At 35.6% G+C, this 21,175-nt stretch carries 19 protein-coding genes; 8 read left to right on the top strand and 11 right to left on the bottom strand.

Going from position 1 to position 21,175, the window contains the following annotated elements:
* The first annotated feature begins 110 nt into the window (after positions 1-110).
* A complete protein-coding gene (locus AC0INN_RS19055; protein ID WP_273650674.1) occupies positions 111-488 on the top strand; it encodes a YchJ family protein in 378 nt (125 codons plus the stop codon).
* 58 nt (positions 489-546) lie between these two features.
* Here the strand turns inward: AC0INN_RS19055 and AC0INN_RS19060 are convergent, their stop codons facing one another.
* Both AC0INN_RS19060 and AC0INN_RS19065 read right to left on the bottom strand, forming a co-directional pair.
* On the bottom strand, positions 547-1,047 hold the full coding sequence (locus AC0INN_RS19060; RefSeq protein ID WP_172283566.1) for an FKBP-type peptidyl-prolyl cis-trans isomerase: 501 nt from the start codon (positions 1,045-1,047) through the stop codon (positions 547-549).
* A 107-nt stretch (positions 1,048-1,154) separates the two neighbouring features.
* The gene (locus tag AC0INN_RS19065; RefSeq protein ID WP_306614578.1) at positions 1,155-1,403 is read right to left on the bottom strand and encodes a VF530 family protein; all 249 of its coding nucleotides are present in this window, start codon (positions 1,401-1,403) and stop codon (positions 1,155-1,157) included.
* 214 nt (positions 1,404-1,617) lie between these two features.
* On the opposite strand from AC0INN_RS19065, the gene AC0INN_RS19070 reads away from it, so the two are divergent.
* The 3 genes from AC0INN_RS19070 to AC0INN_RS19080 are packed head-to-tail and all read left to right on the top strand — an operon-like array spanning position 1,618 to position 6,361.
* Positions 1,618-2,829 (top strand): metallophosphoesterase family protein, encoded by a 1,212-nt coding sequence (locus tag AC0INN_RS19070; RefSeq protein ID WP_273650672.1) that lies wholly within the window; start codon positions 1,618-1,620, stop codon positions 2,827-2,829.
* Entirely contained in the window at positions 2,826-5,864 is a 3,039-nt protein-coding gene (locus tag AC0INN_RS19075) for an AAA family ATPase (RefSeq protein WP_273650671.1), read from the top strand. The genes AC0INN_RS19070 and AC0INN_RS19075 overlap by 4 nt, the downstream gene beginning before the upstream one ends.
* Positions 5,865-5,914: 50 nt before the next feature.
* On the top strand, positions 5,915-6,361 hold the full coding sequence (locus tag AC0INN_RS19080; RefSeq protein ID WP_172283556.1) for an STM3941 family protein: 447 nt from the start codon (positions 5,915-5,917) through the stop codon (positions 6,359-6,361).
* A gap of 44 nt (positions 6,362-6,405) precedes the next feature.
* On the opposite strand, the gene AC0INN_RS19085 is transcribed toward AC0INN_RS19080, so the two are convergent.
* The 3 genes from AC0INN_RS19085 to AC0INN_RS19095 form a co-directional block, all read right to left on the bottom strand.
* Positions 6,406-7,431 carry an LLM class flavin-dependent oxidoreductase gene (locus AC0INN_RS19085; protein WP_306614581.1) on the bottom strand — a complete coding sequence of 342 codons (1,026 nt, stop codon included), beginning with the start codon at positions 7,429-7,431 and terminating at the stop codon, positions 6,406-6,408.
* 88 nt (positions 7,432-7,519) lie between these two features.
* Complete coding sequence (locus AC0INN_RS19090) at positions 7,520-8,590, bottom strand: acyltransferase family protein (RefSeq protein ID WP_306614582.1); 1,071 nt, start codon at positions 8,588-8,590, stop codon at positions 7,520-7,522.
* A 37-nt stretch (positions 8,591-8,627) separates the two neighbouring features.
* Positions 8,628-10,766 (bottom strand): S9 family peptidase, encoded by a 2,139-nt coding sequence (locus AC0INN_RS19095; RefSeq protein WP_306614583.1) that lies wholly within the window; start codon positions 10,764-10,766, stop codon positions 8,628-8,630.
* Between the two features lie 451 nt (positions 10,767-11,217).
* Here AC0INN_RS19095 and AC0INN_RS19100 point away from each other — a divergent pair, with 451 nt between their 5' ends.
* Complete coding sequence (locus AC0INN_RS19100) at positions 11,218-11,730, top strand: YceI family protein (RefSeq protein WP_172283548.1); 513 nt, start codon at positions 11,218-11,220, stop codon at positions 11,728-11,730.
* Between the two features lie 76 nt (positions 11,731-11,806).
* The gene (gene ygiD, locus AC0INN_RS19105) at positions 11,807-12,634 is read left to right on the top strand and encodes a 4,5-DOPA-extradiol-dioxygenase (RefSeq protein WP_306614585.1); all 828 of its coding nucleotides are present in this window, start codon (positions 11,807-11,809) and stop codon (positions 12,632-12,634) included.
* Between the two features lie 111 nt (positions 12,635-12,745).
* Here ygiD and AC0INN_RS19110 read toward each other — a convergent pair whose 3' ends face one another.
* The 4 genes from AC0INN_RS19110 to hutH all read right to left on the bottom strand — a co-directional run bounded on the left by AC0INN_RS19110 (position 12,746) and on the right by hutH (position 16,846).
* Complete coding sequence (locus AC0INN_RS19110) at positions 12,746-14,230, bottom strand: S8 family peptidase (protein ID WP_306614586.1); 1,485 nt, start codon at positions 14,228-14,230, stop codon at positions 12,746-12,748.
* A gap of 145 nt (positions 14,231-14,375) precedes the next feature.
* The gene (locus tag AC0INN_RS19115) at positions 14,376-14,942 is read right to left on the bottom strand and encodes a GNAT family N-acetyltransferase (RefSeq protein ID WP_306614587.1); all 567 of its coding nucleotides are present in this window, start codon (positions 14,940-14,942) and stop codon (positions 14,376-14,378) included.
* Positions 14,932-15,348 carry a DUF2059 domain-containing protein gene (locus tag AC0INN_RS19120; RefSeq protein WP_172283542.1) on the bottom strand — a complete coding sequence of 139 codons (417 nt, stop codon included), beginning with the start codon at positions 15,346-15,348 and terminating at the stop codon, positions 14,932-14,934. Before AC0INN_RS19120 ends, AC0INN_RS19115 begins: the two co-directional genes overlap by 11 nt.
* A 10-nt stretch (positions 15,349-15,358) precedes the next feature.
* On the bottom strand, positions 15,359-16,846 hold the full coding sequence (hutH, locus tag AC0INN_RS19125; RefSeq protein WP_273650665.1) for a histidine ammonia-lyase: 1,488 nt from the start codon (positions 16,844-16,846) through the stop codon (positions 15,359-15,361).
* A gap of 123 nt (positions 16,847-16,969) precedes the next feature.
* Here hutH and AC0INN_RS19130 point away from each other — a divergent pair, with 123 nt between their 5' ends.
* Both AC0INN_RS19130 and uvrC read left to right on the top strand, forming a co-directional pair.
* A complete protein-coding gene (locus tag AC0INN_RS19130) occupies positions 16,970-17,734 on the top strand; it encodes a hypothetical protein (RefSeq protein WP_273650664.1) in 765 nt (254 codons plus the stop codon).
* An 89-nt stretch (positions 17,735-17,823) separates the two neighbouring features.
* Positions 17,824-19,614 carry an excinuclease ABC subunit UvrC gene (gene uvrC / locus AC0INN_RS19135; protein ID WP_273650663.1) on the top strand — a complete coding sequence of 597 codons (1,791 nt, stop codon included), beginning with the start codon at positions 17,824-17,826 and terminating at the stop codon, positions 19,612-19,614.
* A gap of 69 nt (positions 19,615-19,683) precedes the next feature.
* Here uvrC and AC0INN_RS19140 read toward each other — a convergent pair whose 3' ends face one another.
* Both AC0INN_RS19140 and AC0INN_RS19145 read right to left on the bottom strand, forming a co-directional pair.
* Positions 19,684-20,502: an anti-sigma factor gene (locus tag AC0INN_RS19140; protein WP_273650662.1), complete on the bottom strand. Its 819-nt coding sequence runs from the start codon at positions 20,500-20,502 to the stop codon at positions 19,684-19,686.
* Position 20,503: 1 nt separating this feature from the next.
* Positions 20,504-21,073 carry an RNA polymerase sigma factor gene (locus AC0INN_RS19145; RefSeq protein WP_273650661.1) on the bottom strand — a complete coding sequence of 190 codons (570 nt, stop codon included), beginning with the start codon at positions 21,071-21,073 and terminating at the stop codon, positions 20,504-20,506.
* Between the last annotated feature and the right edge of the window lie 102 nt (positions 21,074-21,175).

A 21,175-nucleotide genomic window follows, 5' to 3' on the forward strand; every position in this document is an offset into this window, starting at 1 on the left:
ATTGAAAAGCATTCATTAATTTGAATGCTTTTTATTTGTAAAATACATAATGTGAAATTTGTGGTATTATGATAAAAAATCATGATTTTTGTATTTTAAAAAATTGAAAAATGAATTGTCCATGTTGTTCGGGTAAATTATACGCTGAATGTTGCAAACCCTATCACACCGGAGAGAAGCATGCTCCAACTGCCGAAGCATTAATGCGCTCCAGATTTTCGGCTTTTGCAATCCCAAATGGTGAATATCTTATGGAAACTACTCTACCCGGAAAACGTAAATACCACAATAAAAAAGATCTGCAGGAATGGGGAGAGATTAATGAATGGGTACAACTTGAAATTATCCGGACACCTGCTTTGAACCATGTGGAATTTAAAGCCCACTACATTGATCAGGATGGAAATCCACAAGTTCATCATGAATTTTCTGTTTTCCAGAAAATGCACGATCGATGGTACTATGTTTCCGGAGAATTTTTAGATTAAAATACTTAGCTGAACTGATTATAAAAAAAATGTCCGAAAAATCGGACATTTTTATTTTTTAGTGAACATCTGTTCCGTCGATCCCATGAGAATGGCCATGTGATAACTCTTCTTCCGTAGCTGGACGTGTATTTAAAATTTCCACTTGAAAATCTAATACTTTTCCAGCCATAGGGTGGTTAAGATCTGCAATTACAACATCTGGAGTAACTTCTACTACCAATGCCTGAAAATTATTCCCTTGATTATCGGACAAAGGTAAAATAGCTCCTACAGGAGGTACACCGGATTCTTTAAACATGTCAATCGGTAATTGTGCAATGGCATCCGGTTGTCTTTCACCATAAGCTTCTTCAGGAAGAATAGTAAAGGATACTTTATCACCAGCTTTCAAACCAAGGATATTTTGTTCAAATTTTGGAATCATCATTCCTACACCATGTAAAAATGTAAGTGGGTTTTCTGCTGTTGTTTCTTCTACAAGAATTTTACTTCCGTCTTCTTCGATAGTGTGAAGTATATAACTTACAGCTACAACATGATTGTTTTCGATTGTCATATTTTTATCTTTTTTTCGTGAGTCCTTTCACGATTAACAGCACAAATATACTACTTTTGATTTACAGAAAAAGTACTGAGAAAATCTTCAATCCATATTGAGTTTTTCTAGTTTTTATTCCTTGTCTGATCCTTTTTTTTCTGCCTCAATACAAAGAGATACAGACTTTCAACTTTAGCCCTTGCCCAGTCCGTTTTTCTTAAAAACTTCAGAGAAGAGCTGATACTCGGATTATCCGTAAAACATTTGATGTTAATTTGTTCTCCAAGCTTCTCAAATCCGTTATAATATTCCACAAGTTCTTCAAGAATTGTATCCAGTCTTTTTCCGTGTAGCGGGTCTTTGGATTGTTCCATCTTTTTTTTACAAAAGTACTAATAATACTGTGAGATTTTGAAAGAGGATTCCTGACCTACCTTTTATATGGATCATTAATTCGGAGAAATAATTTACAATAGAAATAATTTTGTAATCAGCCCCCTCTACTAAAAAAAGTAAGATCAACCTGTTCAAATTATAGAATTCCTCTCTAAATTTCTCTTTCCCTTTTTTGTTTCTTACATTTGAGATATGAAAATTCTGCATACTGCCGACTGGCATTTAGGAAAACGTCTGGATCGGTTTTCACGTCTGGAAGAACAAGTTCAGGTAATGGATGAGATTGTTCAGATAGCCGATGCCCAAAAAGTAGATCTCATAATTGTTGCCGGAGATCTTTTTGACAATTTTAACCCAAGTGTTGAAGCAGTCGAGTTGTTTTACAAAACTTTAAAACGTTTATCATTAAATGGAAAGCGCCCGGTCGTTGCGATCTCTGGAAATCATGATTCTCCGAATTTAATTGATGCACCGGATCCACTTGCAAGAGAATGTGGAATTATTTTAATAGGTCATCCAAAGGCTAAAGTAACTCCCTTTGAATTAGAAAATTTTAAAATTTCAAATTCAGCCGAAGGATTGATTGAATTACACCTAAAGGACATAAGCTTTCCTGTTCGGATCATGCATACTCCCTATGCCAATGAGATCCGGTTAAAAGAATATTTTGGTGAAAATAAAGAGGAAGAACTTAATAAGATTTTAGCGGAAAGCTGGAAAAAGCTCGCAGAAGAATTTTGCGATGAGAATGGTGTTAATATTTTATCCGCTCATTTATACATAAATAAAAGAGGTGCAGAACTTCTGGAAGAGCCCGAAGGTGAGAAACCCATTAAAATTGGTGCCGCGGACCTCATCTATTCAGATATTATTCCTGACCAGATTCAATATACGGCCTTAGGACATCTACACAATTTTCAAAATATCGGAACAAAAGAAAAACCTGTTGTTTATTCTTCTTCACCTTTATGCTATAGTTTTAATGAAGCAGGGCAAACAAAATATGTAAATATCATCGAAGCAGAACCGGGTAAAGAGGTTTCTTATGAAAGAATCGCTTTAAAAACCGGCAAGCCATTGGTAAGAAAGGTTTTTGATTCTGTCGAAAAGACGGTTTCATGGTTGCTTGAAAATCCCGATATGCTGATCGAATTAACCCTGGAAAGCGATACTTTTTTAAAGGCGGAGGACAGAAAACGTATTTACCAATCTCATCAAGGGATCATCCACTTAATCCCTAAAGTAAAAAATCAGGATTTTAGTGAAAGCCAACCGCACGAAATTAATCTCAATCAGGATATACAAACTTTATTCAAAGATTATTTCAGGTCTAAAAATGCTGGCCAGGAAGCTAATGAAGAACTAATGAACCTGTTTAACGAAATCTTAAATTCCCAGTCATGATTCCAATTCAACTAACAATAGAAGGACTCTATTCCTATCAGGAGCGTCAGACCATTAATTTTGCCAACCTTACGGAAGCCGGGTTGTTTGGAATTTTTGGTTCGGTGGGTTCCGGAAAATCATCGATACTGGAAGCTATTTCTTTTGCTCTGTATGGAGAAACAGAACGATTGAATATGCGGGATAAGCGAGCTTACAATATGATGAATCTCAAATCCAACAGTTCTTATATAGCATTCGATTTCGTCAACCATGAAAATAAGTTATTTCGTGTAACCAGGGATTTTAAAAGAAATTCAAAAAAATTTGAAGATGTAAAACCCTCTTCAGTTACTTTTTATGAAAACAAAGATGAAAAATGGATCCCGCTCGATCATTCTGATGCAGAAAAAGTTATCGGATTAAGCTATTCCAATTTTAAAAGAACCATCATTATCCCTCAGGGCCAGTTTAAAGAGTTCCTTGAATTAGGTGCTGCAGACAGAACCAATATGATGAAAGAGATTTTCAATCTTCAAAGGTTTGACCTGCAAAACAATGTTTCGAATTTAAATGCCAAAAACAGGTCCGAACTAGATCAGCTTCAGGGTGAATTGAAAGGATTTGAGGAAATTGATGAGGAACACATACGTTTACAAAAAGAAAATCTTAAAACAGAACAACAAAAATTCAGTGACGTAAAAAAAGAGCACCTGCAAGTTTCTGAAAAATATCAACAGCTAAAAATTTTAAAAACAGACTTCGAAAACTTACGTCAAAAAAAAGAAGAGTTTGAAAAGATTTCAACTGAGAAAGCAAAAATTGATGAGCTGGAAAAGAAAACAGATCTTTATGATACAACCTTTCGTATTTTCGACCCTTTATTGAATGAAAAGAAGAAGCTTTCCGGTGAAATTTCTGAGAGACAAAAGGAGTTGGAAATCCGGACAAAGTCTGTTGAAGAAACGGAAAAAAGCTTTAACCTTATCAAAGAAAAGCTTGTTGCTCTTCAACCTCAATTTGATGCTTTAGATCAATCAAAAATCCAGGAAAATGATCTTGGCCTGATCTTACAGATGCTACAATTTTCCGAAGAAATTAAGACACTTCGGGAAAGAACACAAAAGGGTGCTGAAAAAGTTCTCGAAGTTGAGGAGAAACAAAAGCTTGGACAGTCAGCAATTAATACCCTTACTAAAGAAGCTGATAGACTGAAGCCTCAAAAGATCGAGGCTAATGTATTAGTCAGCGTCGGAAATTGGTTTGTCCAGAACAGAAACCTGAGAGAGCTGCAACAGAAACAAAGCCAAAAACTGATGGATCAACAGGATTTGATCTCTAAGATCCTTAATGATCTGATAGTTTACAAAATTGATACTGAAAATTTCAGAGAAGATTTCAAACTCAAAACAGAAAATTTAGAAAATAAAAAGAAAAATCTGCAGCAAAAACTGGATCACCTGAAGATTCAGAAAGAATTATCCCGTTTTGCAACAAAGCTCCATGATGGGGAGAACTGCCCTCTTTGCGGCTCTCTGGAACATCCTCATATTATCGAATTTCATTATGTAGATACTGAGCTTAATGAAGTTCAGGAAGAAATTCAATTAAATGATCATGCTATTTCCAAAATCCAAAAAGAAATAGCAGAAATTGAAAAGATTCTGGATAGAAAAAAGATCTTTGAAGATCAGCTGAAGGCGGAACAGGAATCTTTCGATCTGCTTCAAAAGGAAAGTCAACTCCATGTTCAAAGATTCATATGGAACGAATTTAGTGCTGATGGTGAAACTGATTTCGAATTTAAACGGCAACAATCCTTTGCCATAGAAAAGCAAATTGAAGAAATTAACCAGAAGATCTTACACGAAAGGACAACCTTTGAAAAAGAGCAGGAAATCCTTGAAAAATATAAAAAAGCTTTAGATGAATTCAAACTAGAAGAGGCGAAGAAGGAGGAGCAGATCAGAACGAACCAATCCAATCTGAAGAGCCTGGACTGGGATGACTATCGGGATAAATCTCATTCAGAAGTTATGAAGCTTCATCAAAAATTAATTGAATCCAATCTGACAGTTGAAAAAGAATATCAAGCCTTAATCAACCGGGAAAAAGAAATCGTCCCCAAACTCGCGGAAGAAAAAGCGATTGCGAGCCAATTAAACATCCGAATTTCTGAATTAACAAAAGAAACATCCTTAAATGAAGAGGCATTACAAGTTGCTTTACAGCAACAAGGCTTTGGTTTGCTTACCGACGTCCAAAATATTTTGATGATCGAAATTGATGTTCATAAAACAAGGACTCAAATCCAACAATTCCGTATTCAGTTTGAAACATTAAAAAACGGTATACAGGAGCTGGAGATCAAGCTGAAGGATTTTTCTTATGATCAGGAGATGTTTGAAGCTGCCGAGAAACAATTGAAAGACATTGAACTGCAATTAAAGGAAGCTAATGATTCTGTTGTAAAAGTAACTTCCGAAATTGAAAGACTGGAAAAAGAATATAAGAAAAAGGAGGCATTACTTAAAAACCTGAGTGAACTCCAAAAGCGGTCCGATAATCTAAAAATAATGACCAATCTGTTTAAAGGAGCCGGATTTGTTCAATATGTTTCCTCCATCTATCTTAGACAGCTTTGTGATCATGCCAATGTAAGGTTCCACAGAATGACCAGAAATCAACTAAGCTTGCAGCTTAATGACAACAATGATTTTGAAATTATTGATTATTTAAACGAGGGTAAATCGAGAAGTGTAAAAACTTTATCCGGTGGACAGGCGTTTCAGGTATCTCTGAGCCTGGCACTGGCATTGGCGGAAAGTGTACAGGCTACTACAAAAGCTGATAAAAATTTCTTTTTTATAGATGAAGGTTTTGGAACCCAGGATCTGGAATCCGTAAATATTGTTTTTGAAACACTGATGGGACTGCAAAAGGAAAACAGGATTGTTGGAATTATCTCGCATGTTGAAGAGCTTAAAGAAAAAATTCCGGTATCACTTAGTATTGTTAAAGACGAGGAACGTGGAAGTTTGATAGAAATGCTTTAAAATATAGGTTTATTGAGTCCTTTTGCAGTACATTTGACTTTTGAAATATTATGGAGAAACTTCCCGTGACTTTTTATCCCAGCAAGCTTAAGCAAAGTATACTTTTGATCATTAGTTTACTGTTTGTAATTATGGGCTTTTATATTGTTACCACCAATCTTTGGATTGGGCTTGCTAATATTATCTTTTTCGGGCTTTGTGTAATTGTGAATGTCATCATGCTTATTCCTAATTCTTCTTATTTAAGGGTTGACCGAAAGGGATTTGAGATGAGATCATTATTCAGGTCGACTTTCATCCCCTGGCATGTTATTAATGGCTTTTCCACTAAAAGAATTTTCATTAACAATATGGTAATGATTGATTTTGATTCTGAGTACATAGATATTTCCAAACTAAAATCGAGGACAGGAGCTTTTCCGGATACTTACGGAATGTCTGCCGGAAAGCTGGCAGAAATTATGAATGACTATAAAACAAATTCCGTGAATTCCTAGACTAAAAAATAAAAACTCCATTGAAAATTCAATGGAGTTTCTTTTTATAATAGCTTGACCTTCGGAAGTACTTCCTTACCAAACAATTCTATTGATTTCATCATCACGTTATGCTCCGGATCCCCAACATCCATATGTCCCACAAATCTGGTGATACCAAAAATCTCCTTCATATAAGCAATCTTATCATATACCTCATCCGAGCTTCCAATAAATAAAGCTCCTTCTTTGCTTCTCCCACCATCATATTGTGCTTTGGTATAGGGAGCCCATCCTCTCGATGCCCCTATTCTGTCCATCTGCGATTTGTAAGTATGAAAATAGCCATCAATAACCTTTTGGTCATCGCTCACAAAAGTATGAGAGTGAATAGCAATCTGCATCTGGGAAACATCATGTCCTGCTTTTTGATATTCCTGCTTGTAAAATTCCACGAGATTTTTAAATTGTATCGGCATTCCTCCAATAATAGCCACAATCAATGGCATTCCTAATTTTGCTGCGCTTAGAACCGATTGCGGAGTTCCTCCCACGGCTCTCCATATAGGAAGCTTTCCTCCATTCTTTGCCCTTGGATATACAGTCTGATTGTGCATAGGTGCACGAAGCTCTCCGGACCAGGTAACATTCTCTTCAGAATTGATTTTTAATAACAATTCCAATTTCTCATCGAAAAGTTGATCATAGTCATTAAGAGAATATCCATAAAGAGGAAAAGATTCTATAAAACTTCCTCTTCCGACAAATATTTCAGCCCTACCGTCAGAGATCAGATCCAATGTTGAAAAATCTTCATACACTTTTACAGGTTCTGATGAACTTAAAACAGTAACACCACTAGCCAATTTAATATTTTTTGTAATACTTGCCGCTGCTGCCAGAACCATTTCCGGAGACGATACTGCATAGTCCGGGCGGTGATGCTCTCCCATGGCAAAAACATCAATTCCTACCTCATCCATTAGTTTTACCTGCTCAAGAATTTCTCTGATCTTTACTCCTGCATCTTTATATTTTCCTGTTGTCTGGTCAAAAGCTAAGTCGCCAAACATTCCAATTCCTAATTCCATATTGTATTTTTTAATTAACATCAAAATTACAGGAATCAAAAATCAAAAACATTGATCAATGGTAAGATCGAAAAGCAGAGAAAATAAATTAAACTGATTTTTTAAGTTTCAGAAACTGCTTTTCAAAAAGATGATAAGAGAGATAGGCCAGAAATATGGTAAAAAGAAGTGCCGATATTATTACTGTATAATTACTTAGATCATATCTTTTCCCGATTCTATCGAATAAGACCAGGCAAATTGTATGTATAAGATAAAGACCATAAGTATACTTTCCAAGCCTTCCAAAAATAGAACGGTCGGAGATTTTAAATACATTCCTGTCTCCCAATGTAAATAAAATGAGTACAGAGAATAATATCCCAAAAATGATAATTCCTATCTGAATATGTTTAAAGAAAATAATATCGGGAAGCAGTGCTATGGCAAGAATAACTATAAAAAAATAAAGATATTTATATATTGAAGGAATTATGCTCAATTTCCCGATGATATGCTTCTTAAAAACAAACAGATAGGCAGGGATAGCACCGAAAGCAAAATAACTGATGTTGGTAAATATATCCAGTGAACTGATACCTAACATGTGATAAATAATCCTTGATACAAAAGAAATGAAGATGCAAACTACAATAAGCTTCGGAATATTTTTTAAAGAAATAAAATACATAATGCATCCCCAAATGATATAAAAATGCTCTTCTACACAAAGAGACCAGATCACCGGTAACGGAGAAACATTGGCAAGAATCCCCGTAGACATCATTTTGTAATTTTCAAGAAATGTAATCGTAAGGAGCCAATTGGGTTCATATCCCTTATTTGAAAAAGGCAGGTGAAAAAAATTAATGATATATGGTGTACAAAAAGCAAATATGACCATTGCATAATATAATGGCCATATCCTTAAGATTCTTCTTTTAAAAAATTTTTTAAGTGGAATTGTCTGATTATTTAATTTTTCAAGTATCAAAATGTACGTAATCAGAAAACCACTTAATACAAAGAAAAAAGAAACTCCTACTTCTCCTCTCGAAAAATAACGTAAAATACTACCCTCCGGAACAGGAGCATGCTGTATAAAGACCAGCAAAAAAGATAGAAACCTTAATGAATCGAAAGTATGAAAATGAATCCTCTTATCTTTTTCAAAGTTCATTCTACTGTAATAAGTGGTTTTTAGTATGTTGATTTGATTATTTTTTCAGGTTCTGATCAAAATAATCGGTAATCTTTTGCATCAAATGTACTCTGTCTTTTCCTATTACATTATGAGGATGACCAGGATATACAAAGTAATCAAGCTGAACCCCGTTATCTACCGCAGATTTAATAAATTTAATAGAATGCTGCCAAACTACCACATCATCTTGTGCTCCATGGATCATAAGAAGTTTACCTTTCAGATTCTGGACTTTGTCCAAGAGGTTTGCTTTTGCATATCCATCCGGATTTTCCTGCGGAGTATCCATATATCTTTCACCATACATAATTTCATACATCTTCCAATCGATAACAGGTCCACCTGCAACTCCTACTTTGAATACGTCAGGCTGACGAAGCATAAAGCTTGTAGTCATAAATCCACCAAAGCTCCATCCATGTATCCCCATTCTTTCCGCATCTACATAAGGCAGGGACTTCAGATAATTAACTCCTTTCATCTGATCATTCATTTCAGTAGTCCCCAGATTTCTGAACACGGCCTGCTCAAATTTTAATCCCCGGTTTGAAGATCCTCTTCCATCCATAGTAAAAATAATATATCCGTTTTGTGCCATATATTCATACCAAAGATTTCCTGAAGCCGGGAAAGAATTGGTAATCAGCTGTAGGTGCGGTCCATTATATAAATAAACAATCACCGGATATTTTTTATTAGGATCAAAGTTCGTCGGAAGAATAATCTTTCCGTATAAAGGAGTTCCGTCATCCGCTTTCAAATTCACATTTTTGATTTCAGGGCGCTGATAGTTCTTTAATGTATTTTCAGAGGTGAAAACATTATTGTATTTTAAAGTGGCTGTATTAATAATATTACCGACTCTGGGTGTATTGGCATTGGTATAGACATCAAATAAATAGTTTCCATCACTGCTCAGGACTCCTGTATGCATTCCTTCCGCATCATCCAGTCTCTGCATTTTAAAGTCTGTCCAGTTGATCTTATACAAATGTCTTTCAAGAGGGGTTTCTTTTGTTGAAACAAAAAATATTTCCTTTTTCTTTTCATTAAAGCCCAATATATCCGTAACCAACCAATCTCCTTTTGTAATCTGGGCGATCAACCCTTTTTCCAAGTTGAAATGAAATAAATGATTGTATCCTGTTCGTTGACTTTGCCAGATAAAATCAGTGTTGGATTTAGGAAAAAACACAAGCGGATGCTGAGGTTCCACATATTTATCATTTGTTTCTTCAAATAATGTTTTTACAAGATTTCCGCTTTCGGCATCATACTGATTCATTTTCATATGATTCTGTCCCCGGTTCAGCACAGCCACAAAAATATATTTAGAATCCGGGCTCCAGGTAACCGCTGTTAAGTACTGATCTTTTTCTCCGTCAATTTTTAAAAAAGTTGTAGACTGATTTTTGATATTATAAACACCAAGACTTACCTGATGAGAGGTATTCCCAGCCATAGGATATTTTATATTATGATTCACCGCAGGAGTTACAGACCAATCGATAACGGGATAATCCGCAACCATGGTCTGATCCATTCTGTAAAAAGCTACAGATTCTGAATTAGGGGCTGGAAAAATTCCTGTATCAATACCAAATTCATTTCTGTGAACGGCCTGACCGTTAATGATATTTTCATCAGTATCATTGGTTACGGCAACAGATTTTCCGTTTCTGTTAATATAAAGATTATTCTTTACGGTGTAAGCCACGGTCTGATTATCTCCAAAAACCTTTACATTGGCAGCATTTTCATTCAGTGCCGAATTCTTTTTTACCTTCCAGTCGTTTCCGGATTTTTCCACCCAGAACATTTGGTCATTGGCATTAAAATATGCATTGGTATTATTGATAAACTTAATCTGTGGAACCGCGTTCAGCTTATTTGAAGAGAATTGTTTGTTTAGCTGATTCAATGAAATAAGGGTATCCTGCTTATTGTTTTTTAAATCCGTAATTAAATACCCACCTTTTACGGCCTGAATATATGATTTGCCATCTTCAGACCATGAAAATTGAGAAATATTTTTAACTGCCAGATTTGTTCTTAGCCCATTTACAGCCTCCGCCATTGTAAATTTTTGGGTCTGAGCATATAAAGAACCGCCCAAAACCACCATCAGTAAAGTAAACTTATGTAATTTCATTATATAAAATTGAATCCATCAAAAATAAGAAATAAAAGTCAGCCGTTAAGAAAATGTTAAATTAAAAACATTCATAAAATGATATAATCATGTTAAGTGAATAATTTCTTACCTTAATATGGAAATTAATGAAGGAGTAATACGATTATGAATAAGAATAGAAAAAAAGTTCTGTAAGTTCAATTCACAAGCACGATATCGGATTTGTTTTTTGTGAAAAATATCTTGATCGCATTTTTAATACTAAATGGTAATCAAAAGGGATAACCATAGCCCCGATAGTAATGATTACCCCGCAGCAAGGGTATGGAAGAGATTTGGAGCGAGGAGTAAAAATGGATAGCGGGAAACAGCTCCAAAAGAAACTTCATTTCTTATCCTATATCAATGGTTTCTACTTAAGCCTTCATGTACATTTGCAATATAAATAACAAATAAAAAATACAACACAATGGCAACAAAATGGAATTTAGACCCGGCACACAGTGAAATTACTTTCAAAGTAAAACACATGATGATTTCCAGTATTAAAGGAAGCTTCACTAATTTCAATGCAGAAATCGAAGCTGATGATGATACGTTTTCTAATGCTAAAACCAGTGCAACGATTCAAACCAATTCTGTTTCAACACACAATGTAGACAGAGATAACCATTTAAAGTCTGAAGAATTTTTCAATGCTGAGCAAAACCCTACCATTACGTTTGAGTCTCAGGCATTGAATGGAGATATAACCGGAAATCTTACGATCAATGGAATCACAAAGCCTGTAACTTTGGATGTAGATTTCGGGGGTATCAATAAAGACCCATGGGGTAATACAAAAGCTGGTTTTTCTTTTGAAGGAAAAATCAACAGAAAAGACTTCGGTTTAAACTGGAATGCAGCTCTTGAAGCAGGAGGTGTAATGGTGAGCGATGAGGTAAAAGTAGCTGGTGAACTACAGTTTGTAAAGCAAGCATAATTGTATCATAATACTTATAATCAGGTTCAGGGATTTCTAAAAACCTTGAACCTTTTTCTTTTTTAAAAACCCCATTATGAACCTCAACGATTTACAAAACATCAGTGACCATTTCAATAACACAGAGAGAATGCCCGTATTATTTCTGGGGCATGGTTCACCCATGAATGCAATTGAAGAAAATCAGTTTGTTCAGGGGTTCAGAAAATCAGCTAGTGAAATTCCAACTCCCAATGCTATTCTATGTATTTCTGCTCACTGGTATACTCAGGGTACATATGTAACGGCTATGGATATGCCAAGAACCATTCATGATTTTGGAGGTTTTCCGAAAGCACTGTTTGATGTGGAATATCCAGCTCCCGGAAGCCCTGAATTGGCAAAAGAAACTATTGAACTTTTAGCTCCTTCGGTGGTCGTAGAAGATCACAATTGGGGATTAGATCACGGTGCATGGTCTGTAATTAAGCATATGTACCCTGATGCAAACATCCCGGTTATTCAATTGAGTATCGACTACACTCAACCTCCGCAATATCATTTTGATCTCGCAAAACGGTTGAATAAACTACGGGAAAAAGGCATCCTGGTTATCGGAAGCGGAAATATAGTTCACAATCTGAGATTGATCGACTGGCAGAACATCAATACGGTGGGCGCGGGCTGGGACTGGGCGATTGAAGCCAGGGAAAAAACCAACAACTGGCTCCTAAATGGTAATTTTCAAAATATAATTGACTATCAGAAACAAGGTACTTTTTTACAATATGCCGTCCCAACACCAGATCATTATTTACCTCTGATCTATACTTTAGGATTAAAAGATTCTTTTGAAGAACTTCGTCTTTTCAATGATGAGCTGATAGGTGGGTCACTGAGTATGACAAGTGTAAGAGTGGGATAAAAATTATAGTATTTTTACCTTTAAAACAGTCTGGTTTTAAGTGTATACTTTCAAAAATAAAAAAAGGAAATATCCGGTTAAGATATTTCCTTTTTTATTATCCTGTATGAGTTATTGAACCGCGTTGAGAACATTGATATTCCCATAACCATAACTGGAATCCGGATTTGGATAGTAAGTAGCAGACTGCCTCATTTTTGTAAGTACCTGCTCTCTCGTCCATGATGGATTTTTTGACCAGACTAAAGCTGCAATACCGGCAGTTGCCGCAGTTGCAACAGAAGATCCTCCTACATAGTCAGACTGTCCGTTATAATAGCTCAATACCGGAACATTACTTCCTGAAGATCTTTCCATCTGAAATGTAAAATCAATTTGACTTCCGGAGTGGCAAACATCACATTTTTTATTGGAAGTATTTTCCTTTACTCCTGTTATTGCTTGGGTCTCCGGCATCCAGGCAGGGAATATCACCCCCACAAAATTGGTAAAGCTTGTTGACGTTCCCCCTGCACAGAAAATAAGTTTTCCCTTAGAGTAGGCATATTTTACACCATCCTCAATTTTTCCTACAGAAAATATATGTCCCATCGACATTGAGATAATCTTTACGTTATTGTTATTACCCAGCTCAGTAAAAGCAATTTTAACAGCAGTTTGTTCACTTGAGGTTTCCAACACAACATTTTCTGCTGCCCTGTATGCGATAAGATTGGCATTATAAGCTACTCCTACAGGTAATCCGGCATTATTTCTTGGCGCAGTCATTACAGAAGCCATTTTTGTTCCGTGACCACACTGATCTGCTGAACCATCTGAGTTATAAACTCCGAATTTACTGATGGTTCTTCCTGAAGATGCTCCGTTATTAAAACTATTTCCCAACAAGGTTTGCTCAGGGGAAACTCCGGTATCAATCAAACCAATAGTTATACCCGCGCCGGTACTGTAATTCCAGGCATTCGGAATACTGTGTTTTGTAAAAGCCCATGGAATTTTTGCACTTGGGGTTGTGCTTGTATAATCAGCTGTATTGAGTGTTGTTGAAGAAAAGCCACATCCTGAAGAACCGCTCCCTGAAGATTTTGCATTTGTATTATATGCTGCTTCATATTCAAAATAATGATAATCTGCAGGCTCCAGATATCTGATAGTTTTCATCTTTCTGAGTTCAGTAAGTGTTTCCTGCTTCTCAATTACAACATCCATCTGATTAAGATACTGATCAGAAAGAAGAAGAAATCCTCTTTCATCTTTTCCTTCATACTTTTTGATGACAGATAAGAGCTCTTTCTCTATTTCATTGCTGTTAGGAGATTTACTTCTATCGAAGTCATCTTTGGAAGAACCAAATCCAATGGATACCATCCTGTTTCCACGAAAGACGGCGCTCCAGAGGAAGTGATCTGAAGTCTGGCTCCAATTGAAGGAACCTTTACTTTTAATGGATTGATTGATTTCCGCGTTAATTTGTTTTGCTGTCAGAGGATCTTTCTGATAAGCTTCAAGACCGGAAGTTTCATTTTGGATACTTTCTCTGTTACATGATACGATAAAGAAAAATAAGACTAAAAGGTAAAATACATTTTTTCTCATATGTTATACTTTTGATTGGTATCACCAATATAACACTTTATCGTGAATTGTAATTCCCTGAATATTAATTTACTATTTCCCGAATATTAATTTTCTCAAATCATCCTGTAATAAAGTAAAACCAGGATTTACATACCCTTGTTTTCTATATCTCTTTTTCATAACAGACACTATTTTCAATTCCAATGTATTGTCCGTAATTTGGTATTCTTTTATAACCCATTTTTTCATATAAAGCAATCGCTTCGGGCTGCATAATTCCGGTTTCTAAAACACATCTATCAAAACCGGACTCTTTAGCCCAGGTTTCTAATTCAGTTAATGCTTTTCCGGCTAGTCCCTTTCCTCTTTGCATCGGGCTCGTATACATTCTTTTGATTTCAACCGTATCTTCAGAAAAGATCTTAAAGGCACCACAGGAAACTGCAATACTGTCTACATACACTACAATACAGTTTTTAAGGAGATCAATTCCATTGAATTGATGGTAGAAAGCATGATCCTTACCGTCTCGAATAGCAAGATCTTCATCCAGGAACTTCACCAGATTCTGGAAATCGATATCAGAGGAATCTACTCTTTTTATAATCATTATTTTTTCAGCAAATATAAGAGATAACGAATTGAAAAAATAAAAAAGGCTTCCATTCAGAAAGCCTTTTTTAATATCCTGAAGATGCCATAATAGATTTTCGATATCCTTATTCAGCATCTATTTTCTTCATGAGTTCAGCGGATGTTTCTTCTCCCATTTTTCTTCCGGCTTCCATACTTTCCTTTAGAATCAATGGCATAACCTCCAGTACTTTTTTTCCTAGTGGCGTATTATAGAATTTTATCAGCTCATCAATTTCCGTTTCGGTGTAATACTTATTGTAAATCGGCACATAAATTTCTGCAAACTTTTCGGGACTCATTTCCTTTGAAAACTCTTCCCAAAATTTTCGGGGTACCCCCGGATATGCCTGTTGATATTTTCCTATATTTTCACTTACTGCTTGGGAAGCCAGTTTATCACCTCCCGTAAGAGCAACGAGTTCTTTAATTTTCGCTTCTTTTATTTGAGCAAAGGTATTTACTCCTAAAAACAAAATACTTACGGCAATTATTCTCTTCATCCTCACACTACTAATTCACAATGAACTTTCTATCATTGATTAATTCTGCAATAGCCAACATATCTTTACCGATTAATCTGTCATCTTCCAGTTTTGCTACTTTGGAACGAAGAATACTAAAATTCTCTTCAATAATTTTTGAGCATTTAGCCGGTCTTCTGAATTCTAGCCCCTGAGCTGCAAACATCAATTCAACAGATAGGATATTGACCAGATTACCAAGAACCTGATTGAATTTTCTCCCGGAAATACTTCCCATAGAAACATGATCTTCCTGTCCTAAGCTTGTTGGAATAGAATCTGCTGATGCAGGAAAGCAAAGTGTTTTATTTTCTGTAACCAAAGCAGCAGAAGTGTATTGAGGAATCATAAATCCTGAATTCAGTCCTGAGCTTTCTGTCAATAATCTTGGAAGGCCATATTTCCCTTCCAGAAGTAAATAACTTCTTCTGTCAGAAATATTTCCTAATTCAGCTGCAGCTAAAGTTGCATAATCCAATGGTAAAGCCATAAGTTGACCATGGAAGTTTCCTCCTGAAATGGATTCCTCAGCGCTCAATACAATCGGATTATCCGTTACAGAATTCAATTCGGTTTCTGCCATCATTTTCAGGTGTTCAAAAGCGTTTCTGCTTGCCCCGTGTACCTGAGGAACACATCGCATAGAATAAGGATCCTGTACTCTTTCACAATCCTCATGTGCTTTCATATTTTCAGAGTTCTTAAGGAATTTCAGCATTCTTGCTGCTACTTTTTTACTTCCTTCAAAAGGTCTGATCTCGTGAAGTTCTTTTTTAAAGGGGCTTTCAGAGCCTCTGTAAGCTTCAAGACTCATGGCAGCAGTCATATCAGCAAGGTCCAATAAGTATTCAAACTTCTCCAATCCTTTGATCGCGTGAGCCAGGATAAATTGGGTACCGTTAATAAGCCCCAACCCTTCTTTAGGTCCTAAAGCTAAAGGATCCAGATTATGTTTTTCTAAAATTTCAGAAGTTTCATAGATGGCATCACCTTCCCAAACTTGTCCAAGACCCAACAATGGTAAAACAAGATGAGCTAAAGGAGCAAGATCTCCGGATGCTCCCACCGAACCTTGTTCAGGGACAACAGGAATGATATCTTTTTCCAACATCAGAATCAATCTTTCAATAACCTCTAAAGAAACACCGGAAAATCCTTTTGATAATGCATGAACTTTTGCAATCATCATAATCTTTGAAAATTCTTTATCAATAGGTTTTCCAACTCCAACTGCGTGGGAAATGATTAAATTATATTGTAACTGAGCTGTTTCATCAGCTGAAATTTTCGTATCACAAAGAGGACCGAACCCCGTATTAATCCCATAAACACATCGATCAGATTCAACAATTTTTTGAACATTTTTCTGGGATTTTAAAATTTGTTCTTTTGCTGCTTTATTAAGTTTTGCTTTATTGGGTTTTTTACAGATTTCCAATACATCATGGAAAGTGAAAATATCTACACCGTATATCATTTCTAAAAAATTTCTTTAAAATTACACATTTAGCGACTATTGTAAAAGCTAAATTTCACAGCGTTAATTTTTTCGGCAGAAAGTAATTTAATTTGCTATTTTTACGTCCGTTAAAAATAACCAATGAAATCTAAAACTCTACTATTTGCATTATGCCTTATGGGCACAGCTTCCTTTGCACAGGACAAAGTGAAATACTCCAAAGAACAAATTAAAAAGATGGAAACTTACCTTTTCAACGAAGGTTTTAATACACCATCTCCCAGAAAAACCTCTACTATTATTTTAAAGGATGGAAGCTCTCATAAAGGTTTTTGCAGTAAAATAGAAACCAAAAAAGGACAGATCTACGAAGTTTCTATTAAAGACAGTATTTCAAAAAAGAACGAAATCTTCAATGCTGAGCAGATCAGCGAAATGTATGTCTATCCTAGCAACGTCGAAAAAATAGCAAAAGTTGCTAAATACATGGGAAATATCCGGAATTTCGGAACTAAAAAATTAACTAAAAACACAACCGGCGAACGAATTCACTTTGTCAATCAAACAGTATCACTGAAAAATAAAAAAGAGGATAAAGAATTTCTGATGCAATTGATCAATCCTGATTTTAGTGAAATCATCTCCGTGTACTATGATCCCAGAGCCAAAGAAACGGGAGGTTTTTCAATTGGAGGTTCTCCTCAGCTCGGAGGTGGTGTAATCAAATCCTATTATATTAAAAAGGGAGATAAAGTACTTTGGCTGCATAAGGATGACTTTGAAGACAATTATGATTTTCTTTTTGGTGACAATGCAGAATTCATGAAAAAATATCCTAAGAAATCTGCTGAATGGGATTATTTTAGCTTTTTGGTCAATGAGTATACTGAAATGAGCAACGGATAAAATATCTTACATAATACTTCAAAAGCTGTAGAAAATTCTACAGCTTTTTTGTTCTTTTAAATCCCGGATGGATTCCGTAATTTTGTTATATGAATCCTTCTTTAGAATTACAACTCAAAACTTTACCTTCTGAGCCTGGCGTTTATCGTTATTACGATAAAAATGAACAGTTATTGTATGTAGGCAAGGCTAAAAACCTAAAGAAAAGGGTTCTTTCCTATTTCAATAAAAATTTATCGGGGTACAGGATAAAAATAATGGTCGGAAAAATCCAGCGATTGGAGACCACTATTGTGAATAGCGAGTATGATGCCCTTCTATTAGAAAACAACCTGATCAAGGAGCATAAACCTTTTTACAATGTAATGCTCAAGGATGATAAAACATATCCTTGGATTTGCATTAAAAATGAAGCCTTTCCCAGGATTTTCCTCACGAGGAACATCATTAAGGATGGTTCGGAATATTACGGTCCTTATGCTAAAGTTCGCCCTGCAAAAATACTACTGGACACTATAAAACATATTTATAAGCTCAGGACTTGTAATCTGAATCTTGCTCCCAGTAAAATTGAAGATGGCAAATATAAGGTCTGCCTCGAATATCACATCAAGAACTGTGAAGGCCCTTGTGAAGGGTTGGAAAGCAAAGAAGAATATGATGAAAAGATTGACTCCATCCGCGGTATTATAAAAGGAGATTTCCGAAAAGCTAAAGATTACCTTATTAACCAGATGATGAAGCATGCTGCTAATCTGCAGTTTGAAGATGCACAGATCATCAAGGAAAGGCTGGATATTTTGGAAGATTATCAGGCAAAAAACACCGTTGTCAATCCCAATATTGACGATGTGGATGTTTTCGGAATGACCAGCGACGAAACAGCTGCCTATGTGAATTTCTTTAAGATCAGAAATGGAAATATAATCCAGAGTTTTACAACAGAAATCAAAAAGATCCTTGAAGAAACAGATGAGGATATTCTGGAAGAAGCTCTTATTGAAATTCGTCAGAAGTTTGGTTCCGACTCTAAAGAAGTTTTGCTTCCCTTTCATTTATCCGTTGAAATCCCTAATGTAAAACTTATTGTTCCTAAAGTTGGTGATAAAAAAAGGATCGTTGAACTTTCCGAGAAAAATGCTAAAGAATACCGTTTGGAAAAACTAAAACAGGTTCAGATTGTAGATCCTGAAAGACATTCCAACCGTATAATGGCTGAGATGCAAAAGCTACTGCGAATGCCTGTAGAGCCAAGACATATAGAGGGTTTTGATAATTCGAATATCCAAGGTACCAATCCTGTTTCAGCGTGTGTTGTTTTTAAAGATGGTAAACCCAGTAAGGCAGATTACCGCATCTTTCATCCGAAGACCGTAGAGGGTCCAAATGATTTTGCCACTATGGAAGAAGTGATCTATCGTCGTTACAAAAGAATGGTAGACGAAGGAGAGAGCCTTCCCCAACTTATTCTGATTGACGGTGGAAAAGGCCAGCTATCATCAGCCGTAAAAAGTTTAAAGCTATTAGGTCTTTACGGAAAGATTACTATTATTGGAATCGCTAAAAGACTAGAAGAAATCTTCTTTCCCGAAGATCCTATCCCATTATATCTGGATAAAAAATCCGAAACTCTTAAAATCCTCCAAAGGGTTCGTGATGAAGCTCACCGTTTTGGTGTAAAGCATCATAGGACCAGAAGGAAAAACTCTACCATCAAATCTGAACTGGAAGAAATTCCCGGTGTAGGAGAAAAAACAATTGAACTATTACTATCCAGATTAAAATCAGTAAAAAGGATCAAAGAATCCAACCTGGAAACATTAGAGGAAATATTGGGTAAAAGTAAAGCCAAGGTTATTTGGGAGTATTTTAACGACTAACAAAATTTAAAAATAAAAGCGCTCTTTTGTTACATTACAAAAGCGCTTTTATTTTTGATCAGAAGGTATTTATACACCTCCCATTACGTACATATTTTCCATAGTTGGCACATCACTTCCACCCGCTTTTTCAAGGGTGATAGCAAATGCCTGCGCTTTCGGTATGTTAGAAAGAGCAATTTTACTATCTTTTTCTTCTGTATACATTCCTGCACTTATGGGTTTACCGTCTGCAATGGCCCATAATTGATATTGCATTCCTTCCGGAGCTTTAGGCAAAGCCTCTGCGTTCAGATAGACCTCTTTGGTCTTTTTGTCCCAAAATACCATTGCCTTGGAATCTGCATGTTTTTCCACTCCTTTTAGCATAACCATTTGCATATCAGGGCTGGATATCATCGTCCATTTTTCATTCATCTTTTGCAGAGCCGCATCTTTAGATTGTTTTTCAGTTTCCAATTTTGCGATCTCTTTTTTGCTTTCAGACTGATTATTCATCCAAAACAAATTTCCGGTAAGGCTTACTAAAAATAAGACCGAAGCTGCGATTGCATAAGTTTTCCAGATGTTATTTTTTGTATTTGCAATTTCTTTCGATCTATTTGTTACATCTCCGAAAGGCTGCGTTGGCTGCGCTGCAGGTGTAATTTTTTCAAAAGTTTGTTCTTTTTGAATCTTTTCCCAAATCTTAGATTTTAACTCATTAGGTGGGGCAACAGCCTGAGCAGTTGCCAGATCCTCTAGTACTTTTTGTGCTTCATCAAAAGCAGCTTTTACTTCAGCATTATTTTTCATCACACACTCCAAAATGCCTGCCTCCTCGGGAGAAGCAAGTCCTAGAATATAAGATTCTATAATTCCGGATGATATGTATTCCTTAGTGTTCAATTTATTGATAATCTTTTAACAAATCCTTTAATTTTATTAATGCATTCCGCATCTTCGTTTTTACCGTACCCAGAGGTATTTTCAATTTATCAGATATTTCATTCTGTGTGTATCCCTGATAATAAGCCAGATCAATAAGTTCCTGTTTATCAGTTTCCAAACTTTCAAGCACATTATTAAAGCCAATAAAATCAGAGGTATTGTTTGTGGTAGAAAGTTCAGCACTGTTATATACGAAATCCGGAATTGGTTGGTTTTTTAATTCGTTTTGAAAACTTTTAGATTTTAGATAATCGATCGCTGTATTTCTTGCAATATTGATCATCCACGTATAGAATCTTCCTTTACTGTTGTCATACTGTTGGATAGAATTCCAGATTTTAACAAAAACATCCTGAATAATTTCTTCAGTATATTCTTTTGATTGTACGATTCGAAGTACTACACCATATAGTGCACCGGAATAATGGTCATACAAATAATGAAAACCAGCTTCGTTTTTATCCTTCAATAAAACGATAAGTTCTTCCTCCGAATAGTTTGTTTTAATAGCGAATATTTTTCGATTCAAATGTAATAAAATAAAACATATAATAACAAAAATCTAAAAGTTCTTTTACATCGTATATGAAATTAACAAATTACAAGAATATGAAAGGTATATTAAAATCAA

The organism is Chryseobacterium subflavum, assembly GCF_055762745.1.

Coding starts and splice junctions, on each gene's coding strand:
- uvrC (WP_273650663.1), top strand. CDS start 17,824: ATGAATCCTTCTTTAGAATTACAACTCAAAACTTTACCTTCTGAGCCT.
- AC0INN_RS19115 (WP_306614587.1), bottom strand. CDS start 14,942: ATGCTGAATAAGGATATCGAAAATCTATTATGGCATCTTCAGGATATT.
- ygiD (WP_306614585.1), top strand. CDS start 11,807: ATGAACCTCAACGATTTACAAAACATCAGTGACCATTTCAATAACACA.
- AC0INN_RS19070 (WP_273650672.1), top strand. CDS start 1,618: ATGAAAATTCTGCATACTGCCGACTGGCATTTAGGAAAACGTCTGGAT.
- AC0INN_RS19055 (WP_273650674.1), top strand. CDS start 111: ATGAATTGTCCATGTTGTTCGGGTAAATTATACGCTGAATGTTGCAAA.
- AC0INN_RS19090 (WP_306614582.1), bottom strand. CDS start 8,590: ATGAACTTTGAAAAAGATAAGAGGATTCATTTTCATACTTTCGATTCA.
- AC0INN_RS19095 (WP_306614583.1), bottom strand. CDS start 10,766: ATGAAATTACATAAGTTTACTTTACTGATGGTGGTTTTGGGCGGTTCT.
- AC0INN_RS19110 (WP_306614586.1), bottom strand. CDS start 14,230: ATGAGAAAAAATGTATTTTACCTTTTAGTCTTATTTTTCTTTATCGTA.
- AC0INN_RS19065 (WP_306614578.1), bottom strand. CDS start 1,403: ATGGAACAATCCAAAGACCCGCTACACGGAAAAAGACTGGATACAATT.
- AC0INN_RS19075 (WP_273650671.1), top strand. CDS start 2,826: ATGATTCCAATTCAACTAACAATAGAAGGACTCTATTCCTATCAGGAG.
- AC0INN_RS19060 (WP_172283566.1), bottom strand. CDS start 1,047: ATGACAATCGAAAACAATCATGTTGTAGCTGTAAGTTATATACTTCAC.
- AC0INN_RS19080 (WP_172283556.1), top strand. CDS start 5,915: ATGGAGAAACTTCCCGTGACTTTTTATCCCAGCAAGCTTAAGCAAAGT.
- AC0INN_RS19130 (WP_273650664.1), top strand. CDS start 16,970: ATGAAATCTAAAACTCTACTATTTGCATTATGCCTTATGGGCACAGCT.
- hutH (WP_273650665.1), bottom strand. CDS start 16,846: ATGATATACGGTGTAGATATTTTCACTTTCCATGATGTATTGGAAATC.
- AC0INN_RS19120 (WP_172283542.1), bottom strand. CDS start 15,348: ATGAAGAGAATAATTGCCGTAAGTATTTTGTTTTTAGGAGTAAATACC.
- AC0INN_RS19085 (WP_306614581.1), bottom strand. CDS start 7,431: ATGGAATTAGGAATTGGAATGTTTGGCGACTTAGCTTTTGACCAGACA.
- AC0INN_RS19100 (WP_172283548.1), top strand. CDS start 11,218: ATGGCAACAAAATGGAATTTAGACCCGGCACACAGTGAAATTACTTTC.